Raw genomic sequence first — 13,058 nt, forward strand, 5'->3', positions numbered from 1 at the left:
AGCACACCATGAGCTACCTTCCCGGAGGCCTGCCCTCCCCCCATGCGACCCTCGATGACGCGCCCTTCTGGCAGGCGTGCGAGCACCAGCGGCTGGTGATCCGCCATTGCGAGGCGTGCCAGCAGTTCTTCCATCCGCCGCTTCCGTTCTGCCAGAAATGCGGATCATCGGACCTGACGTGGAAGCCGGTGTCCGGCCACGGCACGGTGTACACCTACACCATCGGTCACTACGCCGTGCATCCCTCGCTGAAGGGTCATGCGCCGTACAACGTGTCGGTGGTGCTGCTGGACGATGCGGACGATGTGCGACTGGTCTCGAATGTCGTCGACGCCGAACCACCGACGCTGCGGATCGGCCTGCCCGTGAGCGTGTGTTTCGAAGCCTCGGGTGAAGGTCCCCTCGTGCCGCGCTTCCGCGTTCGCACAGCCAACGCCACAAACGCCACGGAGACCCCATGACGTTCCCAATGCCCGATTGGCCCCGCAGGCTGCAACCCGTCATCGTCGGCGTCGGCGAAAGCGAATATCGAAAGCGTGGCGGCCACAGCGACACGCCCGAGCTGACGCTCTGCATCGACGCCATTCGGAAGGCCGCCGTAGACGCCGGCATCGAGGCCAGCCAACTCGATGGATTCAGCTCCTTCGGTTTCGAGAAAAATGAACCGGCGGTCGTCCAGACCGCGCTCGCCGCGCCTGCGCAACGCTTTGCTTCGATCGTCTGGGGCGCCGGCGGCGGTGGGTGCTCCGGCTCCGTCATGCTGGCCGCGATGTCGGTGGCGACCGGCCAGTCGCAGTTCGCGGTCGCCTACCGGTCGATCTGCCAGGGCGACGGCCAACAGCGCTACGGCCAGTTCCGCGACCGGCCGCTGTGGGGCTCCTACGTCGGCCCGTTCGGCCTGATGTCGCCGGGTCTCATGACCTCCCTGACCTATCGCCGCTTCATGCACGAGCGCGGCACCGGATCGGCGCACCTGGCCGAACTGGCGACGAACTCGCGCGCCAATGCGCAGGTCAACCCGCGCGCCGTGATGCGCGGCAAGCCGCTCTCGACCGACGACTACTTCGCGTCGCGCATGATCGCCGACCCCTTCCGCCTCTACGACTGCTGCCTCGAGACCGATGGCGCCTGCGCGGTGATCGTGACGACCCGCGAGCATGCCGACAAGCTGGGCCGCCCTGCCGTCCCGATCCTGGCGGCGGCGCAGGCCAGCGGGGAGCGTTGGTCGCTGGGACCGATGGGCTCGCACAACATGCCGCTGGCGGACTATCCGACGATCAATTCGCGCGAGGTGGCCAAGGCCATCTATGCGCAGTCCGGACTGACGCCGGTCGACATCGACGTCGCGCAGCTCTATGACGCGTTCAGCGGCCTGATCCCGATGGCGCTCGAAGACTACGGCCTGTGCGAGCAAGGCGGCGCGGCGGCCATGATCGAGTCCGGTGCGTTGCGGCAAGGCGGCCGGCTTCCAGTCAACACGGCCGGGGGCATGCACTCCGAGGCCTACCTGCACGGCCTGAACCTGGTGATCGAGGCCGTGCGGCAGGCGCGCGGCGATTCGACCATGCAGGTGCCCAACGTCCGCCACAGTCTGGTGACGAGCGGCGGCGGCGGTGGCCACAAGAGCGCGCTGATTCTGGGAGCTGCCGCATGAACGCCTTGCTCCAGCAGGTTCGTGCGCTGTTCGAGACGAGCGTGTGTGGCGTGGCGGGGTTGTGCGCCGTCGATGGCTCGCTCGACGCACACCGGCTCGACCTGTACCAGCCGCTGTGCTACGAACTGGCGTTGGCAGCGGCGGAACTGCTCGCCGCGGAAACGGCAGTGAAGGCCACCGAGTCCACCGAAGGACTTGAACCCGCCCTGGCCCGCCTCTTTGCGGCCGACGCCGTCACGGCGGTGCTTGCGCGTCTCGACACGGTGTTCAGCGACGCCGGACTGGATGTATCCGAAGTCCACGCCGTGATGACCTCGCCTGCACTCGCACGTTGCCGGAAGGAAGCCGCGAGCCACACCGTGGCGGCGGATATCGGCCGCCGCGTGTCCCGCGTCGGGGGCGATGTCGGCGACGTGCTGCTGCATGAAGACGCCGCGATGGCGCAGGCCGCCTTCCAGCGCTTTGCTGCCGACACCGTGGCGCCGATGGCCGAGAAGATCCACCGCCACGACCTCACCGTGCCCGAGCCCCTGCTGCAGCAGATGCGCGAGATGGGTGTGTTCGGCCTCTCGATCCCGGAATCGCTCGGCGGGACCGCGCCCGACGGCAAGGAAAACGCGATCGTGATGATCGCCGTGACCGAAGCGCTCTCCGAAGCCTCGCTCGCCGCCGCCGGCAGCCTGATCACGCGGCCGGAGATCCTGGCCCGCGCGCTGATGACCGGCGGCACGCCGGCGCAAAAAGCCCACTGGCTGCCGCAGATTGCCGTCGGCCAACCGCTGTGCGCGATCGCCATCACCGAGCCGGACTACGGATCCGACGTCGCATCGCTGTCGCTCAAGGCCACCAAGACCACGGGCGGCTGGCTGCTCAACGGTAGCAAGACATGGTGCACCTTCGCCGGCAAGGCGGGGCTGCTGATGGTCGTCGCGCGCACCGACCCGGACCGCACGCTGGGCCATCGCGGCCTGAGCCTGCTGCTCGTCGAGAAGCCTTCGTTCGACACCCATGAATTCACCCACGTGCAGCCTGGTGGTGGACGCCTCTCAGGCAAGGCCATTCCCACCATCGGCTACCGCGGCATGCACTCCTTCGACCTGTCCTTCGAAGACTTCTTCGTTGCCGACGACCGCGTGATCGGCGAGGAGAAGGCGCTTGGCAAGGGCTTCTACTTCACGATGGCCGGCATGGTCGGTGGCCGCATGCAGACCGCGGCGCGCGCCTGCGGCGTGATGCGCGCGGCGCTGAAGGCAGCCACCTCGTATGCGGGCGACCGCAAGGTCTTCGGCGCACCGCTGGCGGACTACACGCTGACGCAGGTCAAGCTGGCCCGCATGGCCGCGCGCTTCGCGACATGCCGCCGGCTCACCTATGCGGTGGGCGAGATGCTCGAGGCGGGCCAGGGCCGCATGGAAGCCAGCCTGGTCAAGCTCTTCGCCTGCCGCTCGGCCGAGGCCATCACGCGCGAGGCGTTGCAGATTCACGGCGGCATGGGCTATGCGGAAGAGACTGCCGTCAGCCGCTACTTCGTCGACGCGCGGGTGCTGTCGATATTCGAAGGCGCAGAAGAGACTCTGGCGCTCAAGGTGGTCGCGCGCAGCCTTCTCGAACAGGCGCTGGAGACGGTCGATGCCTGAGAACTCGACCGGCGTACTGCCGGTGCTGAAGGGGCTGCGCATCGTCGAGGCCTCGGCCTTCGTCGCGGCGCCGCTGGGCGGCATGACGCTCGCGCAGTTCGGCGCCGATGTCATTCGCATCGACCCGCCGGGGGGTGGCCTCGACTACCGGCGCTGGCCGGTGACCGAAGACAACACCAGCCTGTTTTGGGCCGGACTGAACCAGTCCAAGCGCTCGGTAGTGATCGACTTCACGAAGCCCGAGGGCCGCGAACTGGCCATGGCGCTGATCTGCGCACGGGGCGACGATGCCGGCATGCTGCTGACCAACTTTCCGGCGCGCGGCTTCCTCGATTACGAGGCCTTGCGCGCGCACCGAGCAGACCTGATCCAGCTCACGCTTTCGGGCGACCGGCATGGCGGATCGGCGGTCGACTACACCGTGAACCCGCGCCTCGGCTTGCCCTTCCTCACAGGCCATGGCGGCGCAGAACAGCCGGTCAACCATGTGCTGCCCGCATGGGACATCGGCACCGGCTACATGGCGGCCATGGGCATCCTGGCGGCCGAGCGCCACCGGCGTGCGACCGGCGATGGCCAGCACGTGCGGCTCGCGCTCGAGGACGTGGCGCTGTCGGTCATCGGCCACCTGGGATTCATTGCCGAGGCCGAGCGCGGCTTCCAGCGGCCCCGTGTCGGCAACGACCTGTACGGAGCCTTCGGCCGCGACTTCGTCTGCGCCGACGGAGAACGCGTCATGGTCGTCGGGCTGACGGGCAAGCAATGGCGCTCGCTCTGCAAGGCGACCGCCATCGGCACGGCGATTGCCGAACTGGCGGCACGCCTGGGCCTCGATCTCGACGAGGAAGGCCATCGCTTCCGCGCCCGCGAACACATTGCGGCGCTGGTCGCGCCCTGGGTGGCCGGCCGCAACCTCGCGCAGGTGGCGGATGCGTTCGACGGCCACGGCGTGTGCTGGACCCGATACCAGACCGTGACGCAACTCGTGCAGTCCGATCCGGCGTGCTCGACGGCCAATCCGATGTTCTCGCACGTCGAGCAGCCCGGCATCGGCCGCAGCCTCGTGCCCGGCCTGCCGCTGAATTTTTCGGGCATCAAGCGCGTCGCGCCAGGTCCCGCACCCCGGCTCGGCGGACACACGGCGCAGGTGCTGTCAGAAGTACTCGGCATCGACAGCGCGGCGTTCGGCGGGCTGCTGGAGCGCGGCATCGTCGGGCAGGCAGACGCATGATCGATCTCGCGCGCTGGGTGCGCCCCGGTGACACCGTTCTCTGGGGACAGGCCAATGCCGAGCCGCGCACGTTGACGCAGGCACTGGTCGCTCAGCGGCACGCCTTGGCGCGTCTGCGCCTCGTCCTGGGCATTGACCTTTCCCGGACGCTGCAGCCCGAGCACGCGGATGCCTTCGACTTCGTGAGCTATTGCGGCGCCGGCGGCAATCGCGCACTCGCGCGCGCCGGCGTGCTGAACATCCTTCCCTGCCCCTATTCGCAGCTGCCGCGCCAGCTGCGTGCGGGCGACCTCCAGGTCGACGTGGTGCTGCTCCAGGTCTCGCCGCCCGACGCGCACGGCCGGCACAGCCTGGGCATTGCGAACGACCTGCTGATCGCAGCGCTCGAGACAGCGCGCGTGGTCATCGCGGAATGCCATGCGGACGTGCCCTGGACCCACGGTGCACGAACGCTGCAAGCCCACGAGATCGACCTGCTGGTCGAGGCCACGCTGCCGCCGCTCGAGAACCCACCGGCGCCGCCCTCCGAAACCAGCTTGGCGATCGCACGCAACGTCGCGCGATGGATCGAGGACGGTGCGACGCTTCAACTCGGCCTGGGCGGCATTCCCGATGCAGTGCTGCCGTTGCTGGCCGACCGGCGCGATCTCGGATTGCATTCCGGCGTGATCGGCGACGGCGTGGCTGAGCTCATGGAATGCGGCGCGCTCACCAGCGCGCGCAAGTCCATCGATGCGGGCGTCGGCATCGCGGGCATGCTGATGGGCTCGCAGCGCCTGTATCGCTTTGCGAACCGCAACCCTGCATTGCAACTGCGGGGCAGCGACTACACGCACGGCGGCGAGGTGCTTCGCCGCGTCGAGCGCTTCGTCGCAATCAACTCGGCGATCGAGGTCGACCTGACCGGCCAGGTCAACGCAGAGGTCGCGATGGGCGACTACGTGGGTGCGGTTGGCGGCGCACCGGATTTCATACGTGCTGCGCAATGCAGCCGCGGCGGCCTTTCGATCATCGCGCTGCCGGCAACGGCGATGTCGCGCAGCCGTATCGTGTCGACGCTTTCGGGGCCGGTCACCACGCCTCGCTGTGACGCCGGCATCTTCGTCACCGAGTACGGCGTCGCGGACCTGCGCGGGCTCGGACTGGCTGCGCGCCGGCGACGCATGCTGGAGATCGCCGCGCCGGAACATCGTGATGCGCTGGACACGTGCGCCCCCTCAGCCCCCTGAGGCTGGCGGCTGCCCCTGCGTCGTCAACTTACCGCGTTCCCCTGCCGACCCGGCCACAGGCCCCGCTCTACCACGCTCATGATTTCGGAATGGACGAAGTCGTACATGAGCTGCACGTTGCGCAGTTGAAGTTGATGACGCGTGCTGACCAGCGTGAGGCCGAGCGACATGCCCTTGTCGGCCAGCGGCACGGCCATCAACCTGCCGGCCGCCACGTCGTCGGCCACGCTCCCCATTGACAGCACGGTGTAGCCCGTGCCCTGCAGCGCCATGCCGCGCAACAGGTTCACCGTGGTCGCCTCGTAGAGCGGGCGCAGAGGCATGTCGATCTCGGCGAACGCGTCTTCCAGTAGCACGCGGATCGTTTGCGGGCCGCTCGGCAACACCAGCGGAAGGGACGCGAGGTCTCGCACGGTAGGGCTCATCAGGCGCCGGAGTTCATCGCTTGGCACGCCGACCAGATGAAGTTTCTCCATGAAGAGCGGCTTGCAGATCAGTTCGTCATCCGTCGGCGGGTCATAGCAGACCGCGAGAGACAGTTCGCGCGACAGCAGGCGAGAACACAGGACGCGGCTGTCTGCGTCGACCATGTTCACCCGCAGGAGCGGCCAGCGCTCGGCAATCAACGGTAGCAGTTGCGGCACCATGACCTGGCCCGCCAGATGCGTCACGCCGATCGACAGCGTGCCCGACACGACGTGTGCCGCATGGCCGACCTCTTCGCGAAGCTGGGACAGCTGCAACAGCACCGCCGGCGCGCGTGAGGCCAGGATTTCGCCGGCCTGCGTCAGGTCGCAGCCGCGATTGGTCCGCACGAACAGCTGGACGCCGAGCTGCTCCTCGAGCTTTCCCACTTTGCGCGTGACCACAGGCTGCGAGGTGTTGAGCCGATCGGCGGCGCGGGAGAAGTTGCGGGTCTGTGCGACCCAGCAGAACACGGTCAGCAGGTCGGGGTCCAGCACGTCGGCATGTGCCGGCAGGGAATATTCAGCCATTTGTCTCGTCGCTCCATGCAGGGCCTGTGACCAGTGCCCGGAGCGGGATAGTAGCCGCGCAGCGCGGACGGCGCATGAATCGCTTCCATGCGCCGCCTTGGGACTTCCGCCTTCAGCCGGTCTTCTGCAGAAGCTCGAAGAATCGGTGCGAGGTGGATCTGTGCATCAACGCTGTCGATGTCGCCGCGATTGGCAATACCGGATGGACGGTGGCAGACATGGTGCTGCTTCCGCTCATTCTTCCTTGATGTTGGCCGTCTGTATCAGCCGGCGGAACGTGCTGCGCTGCTCGCGAAGGAGCTTGTCCAGGTCCTCGCGCGAACCTCGGATCGCTTCGCCCCCCAAGCCGAGGAAACGCTCTGCGATGGCCGGGTCGCTGGTAACTTCGTTGATCCTGCGATTGAGAAGGTCCAGAACCTCTACCGGCGTGCCGGCCGGCGCCATGACCGAGTTGATGCCGGGCGCGATCAGTCCTGGCACCACCTCGGCAATGGCGGGCACATCGGGGAATTCCTTGAAGCGTGTTGCCGTGGACACTGCGAGCAGGCGCATCCGGCCGCTCTTGACGTGTGGGGCAACGCCACCCAAGCCGTCGATTAGCACGGGGATGCGGCCGCCCATCACATCGGTGTGAGCGGGGCCGGAACTCGGGAACGCTACGTTAACCAAGCGCGTGCCGGCCTTCTCGTTGAGGTTTTCGCCAATCAGCCGCGACAGCGATGCCGCCCCCGGCGTCGCGAAAAACATCTCTTGAGCCTTTGCTTGAGTCAACAGTTCTTGCAGGCTGCGTATCGGGCTGGCCGAAGGCACGACGATCGCCAGTGGAACTTGGGAAACAGGCGCGACGGCCACCATACTCTTTTCACCGTCATAGGGCAGGTTCTTGGCCATCAGCGGCGCAATGACCAGCGCGGAATTACCGGCAAACAGCAGGGTGTAGCCATCATTCTTGGCTGTCGCCACTACTTGGCCGGCAATGGTGCCGTTGGCGCCCGGACGCGGGTCCACAACGACGGGCTGACCAAGCGACCGCGACAGCCGGTCGGCCAGCAGCCGCGCGAACACTTCCACGCTGCTGCCCGCACCAGCAGCAACGACCAGGCGCAGCGGCTTGGAAGGCCAGGCTTGGGCCTGCACAGCGGGCGCTGCCAGCAGGGCCAAGGCAGTGAGCAGCACCAGGCGGCGTGCGCGCAAGGGAGGGTTCTCGTTCATTGTTGTCTCCAGAGGGATGGGTGCATCAACTCTAGAAACATTGCAGCCCGCCCACTAGCATGCCCGGAGCATGCTGGGCATGTCGATACGGTATGGATGCATCGGATCGTTGGTACTGACAAATCCGTCATGCGAGTTCGGTATGTCCGTGATGACTGTTTGCTGCTGGCGCAATGGCAGACCCCGTTTCTACACTGCACCACGCTGTAACGCACAGTCCTCCGCGCCGCCGCTTATCCGAGACACCCCATATGCCCTACCTGATACCCCATGAAGACCGTGTGCTGGGCCGCGTGCTGGCCACGCGCGCACTGGTTTCCGGCAACAACCCCTTCCTCACTGTCGACGGACGGACCTGGTCCTTCGCCGAAGTCCACCAAATCAGCCAGGCCGTTGCCCGCGGACTGCGCAGCGCAGGCGTGCGGCGCGGTGAACCGGTGATGGTGATGTTGGACAATTCGGCCGAGTTCATCCTGGCCTGGTTCGCGATCGCACTGCTCGACGCCGTGACGGTGCCTGTCAACACTGCGTACACGGGCGATCTGCTGGCCTATGTGGCGCAGGATGCGGGCGCCAGGGTGGCGGTCACCAGCACGACGCTGGCCGGCGCTTTTGCCGCGCTGGCGCCGGCGCGCCGCGGCGCGCTGGCAACGCTGATCGTGTGCGGCGACGGCGCCCGGCCCGAGGGCATCCACTGCCTTGACTGGGCCGCGGTGGCAGCGACGCCCGGACCACCCGTGGTCTCGCAGGCCGGGCCTGATGACATGGCCTTCATTTGCTACACCTCTGGCACGACCGGCCCGTCCAAGGGCGTGATGCTGCCGAATTCGCTGGCCTTCCAGACAGTGCAGACCTTCGTCAACGCGGTGGGCATGCGCGCAGACGACAAGGTGTTCTCGCCGCTGCCCCTGTTTCACGGCATGTCACGCTCCATGGCTACGCTGCCCGCTCTCGCCCTGGGCGCACAAGTGCACTTGGCGCCGCGCTTCTCAGCCACCACCTTCTGGGACGATGTGCGTGTGTCGGGCGCCACCATCAGCACGACCATCTTCACCATCCCTCCCGTGCTCAAGCGCCGCGATCCTTCGCCAAGGGACCGTGACCACCGGGTGCGAGTCATGTTCAACGCCCACCACGACCTGGAGTTCGAGGAGCGCTTCAACGTGCGCCTGGTCGAGGCCCATGGCATGACCGAAGTGGGCCTGACCATCTACACCCACTTCCCGGAACGCAAGCTGGGCACCTGCGGCCAACCTGGCGCCGAATGGGAGGTCCGGTTGGTCGATGAGAACGACGGTCCCGTGCCAGCGGGCGTGCCGGGTGAATTGCTCCTGCGCCCGCGCGTGCCCGGCGTGCTGATGCAGGGCTACGTCAACAAGCCTCAAGCCACGCTTGACAGCTACCGCGGCCTGTGGTTCCGCACCGGCGACTTGATGCGCTGCGACGACGAAGGCTGGTACACCTACGCCGGCCGCAAGAAGGAGCGCATCCGCCGTCGCGGCGAGAACATCTCAGCCTACGAGGTCGAGTCGATGGCGGCCCAACACCCAGCCCTCATCGAATGTGCGGTGCTGGGCGTGCCGGCGGGCGACGGCGAGGATGACGTGTATCTGGTAGCCGCCATGCGAGAGGCGCCGGCCCTGACACCCTCAACGCTGCACGCGTGGCTGGCCGAGCGCCTGCCGCGCTTCATGGTGCCGCGCTACATCGAATTCCGTGCGGCACTACCGAAGACGGGCTCGGCCAAGATCGAGCGCCACGTTCTGATGCAGACAGTGCCCGCGATTGACGCGTGGGACAGCCTGGCCGACAAGCCAAATACAAACATGGAAACGAAAAGGAGCATGGCATGAAGATAGGAATCATCGGCGCTGGCCGCATCGGACGCGCCTTGGCGGCACATGGCGTACGCTGTGGCCACGAGGTCATGCTGAGCAACTCGCGCGGAGCCGACAGCCTGCGCGACGCAGCAATTGAACTCCGCTGTCAGGCAGGCACGCCGGAGCAGGCTGCAGCGTTCGGCGAGGTGGTCGCGCTCGCCCTCCCGTTCTGCCACTTCCGGGCGGTTCCCGCAGTGCCGTTGCGCGGCAAGGTGGTACTGGACGCAAACAACTACTACCCGCAGCGCGATGGCCAGCATCCCGATCTTGATGAGGGCCGCACAACGACCAGTGAGATGGTCGCCGCCCACCTTCATGGCGCACGGATCGTCAAGGCGTTCAACGCCATCCTGGCCGACGACCTGGAGCAGCAGGGCCTGCCCGCGGGCTCGCCTGGTCGCAGGGCGCTGCCGCTCGCAGGCGATGACGCGGAAGCCCGCGCAACTGCGGCGTCGCTGGTGGACGCCTTCGGCTTTGATCCTCTGGATTGCGGCGCATTGAGCGAAGGCTGGCGCTTCGAGCGTGCGCGTCCTGTCTACTGTGTACCGCTGGGCCGCGCCGTACTCGAGGCAGCGCTGGCGGGCACGCGGCGGGACAGCTTCGTGCCGCTGTTTTCATGGCACCGCGACACGATGGAGCGATGACATGAGGATGAGCATCGAAGAGGCGCGCCAACTCGCGCGCGACAGCATGGCGGCTTATGGTCACACGGCCGAGGAGGCGCACACCATTGCAGACCACCTCATCGATTCGGAGCTGCGCGGCCTGGAATACGGCGGGCTCGCGCGCTGCCTCTCGATCGTGGAACACCTGCGCACCGCACCCGCTCGCCGCCCGATTTCCGTACTGCGTGACTCGCCAGCCTCAGCACATCTCGACGGCGGCTACCAGGTGGGCTACCTGGTGGCCCAACGCGCTACCGACATCGCCATCGAGAAGGCCAAGCAGACCGGCGTGGCGATCGTCGGCGCTTCCAAGACCTGGTACACCGGCATGTTCTCCTACTACCTGGAAAGGGTCACGCAGGCAGGTTTCGTCGGCATGGCTGCCGGCAGTGGGGCGCCCCTCGTCGCACCGCACGGCGGTACCCAGCGCCGCTTTTCCACAAACCCCATCGCATTCGGTTTCCCGTCGACCAACGCGCCCGTGATCTGGGACATCGGCACGTCCTCGATCATGATGGCCGACGTCGTGCTGAAGGACCGCCTCGGCGAACGCTTGCAGGAAGGCCAGGCCTTTGATCAGGACGGCGGACCAACGATGGATCCGGCCGCCGCGTTGCGCGGCGCGATCGCGGTGTGGGGCGGCCACAAGGGCTCGGGCCTGGCCATGTCGGTGCAACTGTTGGGCATGCTGGCCGGCCAGGACAACGCGGCGCCACGGCTGACGGACTGCGGCTTCCTGTTGTTGGTGGTAGACCCTCAACTTTTCGGCTCGACTCAGGAATTTTGCGAGCAAGTCAGCACGTTTGCCGCAGAACTTCGCGCGACCCGTCCAGTGGATCCCGCGCAGCCGGTGCGCGTGCCGTTCGAACGGTCCATTGAGATCCGACGTCGTCGCATGGACGCAGGTCACATCGATGTGCCGGACCTGGTCGTGCAAGCGCTGCAAAAGGCCATTGCGAAAGCGGATGGGGCTTGAGGAATTGCCATCGCAAGGGCAGCCATTGTGCTTCGACAAAGGCAATGCGATTAGCTTCGAGTCCGCAACGTTGCGAACCGGGCGATGAAAACTTATCGAGTTGATTCATGAACACTTTCTTGAGAGTGGCAATCGCCGCCCAAGCTACAGCGAAGGGGCCGCATAGCCGAGTTGCGTTGAAATCCCAGAGGCGGCGTGAATGAGCCCGCGCGGCCGGCGCACCATGAAGCCAGGTGTGCGGGCGTCAAGGCATCAGCAGCGATGATGAGATTGCCCTCGATCTCTCTGTGTTCATCGTCAACCACGAGCACGAACTCGCCACGCGCGATAGCGGCGATCGCCGTCTTGACTTCATCCAAGACATAGTCAAGCGCCACGTCGTCGGGGAACGCCTGTTGGAGATGATTTGCGTTCATGCTGCCTCCGAGCTGTCTTGTGCCCTGGAAATCTGCGTTGAGATTTCGGCGGCCGCGAGGGACAGCTCGCGTGGAACATCTCCGTCCCAGTCGGATGTCAATCGGTCGGCGTTGGAGGTCACCGACAGCGCCATGACCATGTGCCCTTCGGCATTCCTGATCGGCGCGCTGAACGCATTGACGGCAACCTGGTGGATCGGGGAGGGCGTCGAGCCGATGGCTCGTGCCAACCCGTGGCTGCGCGTCTCAACCATCGTCGCATCGAACGCGGCGCGGCACTCGGCGATGCTGCCATGCGTGGCGGTCGACACCCTAAGGTCTTCATCGATGAGGTGCTTCGTCATCTCGGCTGGCAGGAAAGCCGCGAAAGCGCGTCCCGTGGCGGAGCGCGTGATACTCATCACGAGCCCGGGCCTGAGTTGGTCGCTCACAGGTTGCTTCGACGGCTCCCAGTGCACCGCGGTCGGTCCATGGTTGCCCCACACGGCCAGGCACAGCGTGTGTTCTCCGAGGCGCGTCGAGACGGCTGGCAGCGCATCGGTGGCAAGCTTGATGGCTTGAAGATCGGCTGGTTTCGAGGTGCCCAGGCGCAGCGCAGTGGGGCCCAGATCGTGTGAGTAGGCGACCATGTACTTGCCGCCTCCGAATGCCAGCGCACGTCGCCCAGACTGCGCGATGCGTTCGACGCGGCCCACATAGACAACGTGATCGCCGCCCGGATATTCTGCGACCTTCACGCACTCCAGATGGGCGGCCGCACCGTCCAGAAGCGGTACGTCGCCGATGCCTCGCCCGTGTGCGACGCCGCTGAATTTGTCGTCGCGCGACTTCGCAAAGTGATTCGACACCTCGATCTGGTCGTCTGCCAGGATGTGAACCGCGAAATGGTCGCTGTCATGGAATGCGCCGTAGCTGCGCGAAGATAGGGATTGGCTCCACAGCACGAGTGGCGGGTCGAGCGACACGGAACTGAAAGAGTTGGCGGTCACGCCGTGTGCCACCCCGTTGCCGTCTCGTGTGGTGATCACGGTGACACCCGTGACGAACGTGCCGAGCACGTCGCGTAGTTGCCGTGCTTCGAATGCTGCGATCGATTCCATGTGTTGTCTCCATCTGCTTGTCGATGCAGAGAGTCTAGGAAACGAGCGCCTATTCAACAATTC

General features: G+C 66.3%; 13 protein-coding genes. 9 read left to right on the forward strand and 4 right to left on the reverse strand.

The features are described from left to right. Window positions 1–8 precede the first annotated feature (8 nt). Genes HCU76_RS22935 through HCU76_RS22955 form a run of 5 tightly spaced genes read left to right on the forward strand, consistent with a single transcriptional unit; the run spans window position 9 to window position 5,751 of the window. Window positions 9–461, forward strand: coding sequence for a Zn-ribbon domain-containing OB-fold protein (locus HCU76_RS22935; RefSeq protein ID WP_213958817.1), 453 nt, complete (start codon window positions 9–11; stop codon window positions 459–461). Then, window positions 458–1,654 carry a hypothetical protein gene (locus tag HCU76_RS22940; protein ID WP_218510736.1) on the forward strand — a complete coding sequence of 399 codons (1,197 nt, stop codon included), beginning with the start codon at window positions 458–460 and terminating at the stop codon, window positions 1,652–1,654. The genes HCU76_RS22935 and HCU76_RS22940 overlap by 4 nt, the downstream gene beginning before the upstream one ends. After that, entirely contained in the window at window positions 1,651–3,291 is a 1,641-nt protein-coding gene (locus HCU76_RS22945; protein WP_213958815.1) for an acyl-CoA dehydrogenase family protein, read from the forward strand. Before HCU76_RS22940 ends, HCU76_RS22945 begins: the two co-directional genes overlap by 4 nt. Continuing rightward, on the forward strand, window positions 3,284–4,522 hold the full coding sequence (locus HCU76_RS22950; RefSeq protein ID WP_213958814.1) for a CoA transferase: 1,239 nt from the start codon (window positions 3,284–3,286) through the stop codon (window positions 4,520–4,522). Before HCU76_RS22945 ends, HCU76_RS22950 begins: the two co-directional genes overlap by 8 nt. Continuing rightward, complete coding sequence (locus tag HCU76_RS22955; RefSeq protein ID WP_213958813.1) at window positions 4,519–5,751, forward strand: acetyl-CoA hydrolase/transferase family protein; 1,233 nt, start codon at window positions 4,519–4,521, stop codon at window positions 5,749–5,751. Before HCU76_RS22950 ends, HCU76_RS22955 begins: the two co-directional genes overlap by 4 nt. Window positions 5,752–5,774: 23 nt before the next feature. Here the strand turns inward: HCU76_RS22955 and HCU76_RS22960 are convergent, their stop codons facing one another. Further along, window positions 5,775–6,746, reverse strand: a complete 972-nt coding sequence (locus HCU76_RS22960; protein WP_213958812.1) for a LysR family transcriptional regulator — start codon at window positions 6,744–6,746, stop codon at window positions 5,775–5,777. A gap of 74 nt (window positions 6,747–6,820) precedes the next feature. Here HCU76_RS22960 and HCU76_RS22965 point away from each other — a divergent pair, with 74 nt between their 5' ends. Then, on the forward strand, window positions 6,821–6,994 hold the full coding sequence (locus HCU76_RS22965) for a hypothetical protein (RefSeq protein ID WP_213958811.1): 174 nt from the start codon (window positions 6,821–6,823) through the stop codon (window positions 6,992–6,994). Here the strand turns inward: HCU76_RS22965 and HCU76_RS22970 are convergent. Further along, entirely contained in the window at window positions 6,981–7,958 is a 978-nt protein-coding gene (locus tag HCU76_RS22970) for a tripartite tricarboxylate transporter substrate binding protein (RefSeq protein ID WP_213958810.1), read from the reverse strand. The two genes, HCU76_RS22965 and HCU76_RS22970, sit on opposite strands and share 14 nt — an antisense overlap. Before the next feature lie 251 nt (window positions 7,959–8,209). Here HCU76_RS22970 and HCU76_RS22975 point away from each other — a divergent pair, with 251 nt between their 5' ends. The 3 genes from HCU76_RS22975 to HCU76_RS22985 are packed head-to-tail and all read left to right on the forward strand — an operon-like array spanning window position 8,210 to window position 11,479. Further along, a complete protein-coding gene (locus HCU76_RS22975; RefSeq protein WP_213958809.1) occupies window positions 8,210–9,811 on the forward strand; it encodes an AMP-binding protein in 1,602 nt (533 codons plus the stop codon). Continuing rightward, window positions 9,808–10,482 (forward strand): NADPH-dependent F420 reductase, encoded by a 675-nt coding sequence (locus tag HCU76_RS22980; protein ID WP_213958808.1) that lies wholly within the window; start codon window positions 9,808–9,810, stop codon window positions 10,480–10,482. Before HCU76_RS22975 ends, HCU76_RS22980 begins: the two co-directional genes overlap by 4 nt. A 7-nt stretch (window positions 10,483–10,489) precedes the next feature. Then, complete coding sequence (locus HCU76_RS22985) at window positions 10,490–11,479, forward strand: Ldh family oxidoreductase (protein WP_218510737.1); 990 nt, start codon at window positions 10,490–10,492, stop codon at window positions 11,477–11,479. Between the two features lie 92 nt (window positions 11,480–11,571). Here the strand turns inward: HCU76_RS22985 and HCU76_RS22990 are convergent, their stop codons facing one another. Both HCU76_RS22990 and HCU76_RS22995 read right to left on the reverse strand, forming a co-directional pair. Next, complete coding sequence (locus tag HCU76_RS22990; protein WP_213958806.1) at window positions 11,572–11,895, reverse strand: 3,4-dihydroxy-2-butanone-4-phosphate synthase; 324 nt, start codon at window positions 11,893–11,895, stop codon at window positions 11,572–11,574. After that, window positions 11,892–12,995, reverse strand: coding sequence for a flavin reductase (locus tag HCU76_RS22995; protein ID WP_218628358.1), 1,104 nt, complete (start codon window positions 12,993–12,995; stop codon window positions 11,892–11,894). Before HCU76_RS22995 ends, HCU76_RS22990 begins: the two co-directional genes overlap by 4 nt. Window positions 12,996–13,058 lie beyond the last annotated feature (63 nt).

The sequence above is a fragment of the Variovorax sp. dw_308 genome (genome assembly GCF_019207085.1).
In the GTDB taxonomy this organism is placed as follows: domain Bacteria; phylum Pseudomonadota; class Gammaproteobacteria; order Burkholderiales; family Burkholderiaceae_C; genus Variovorax.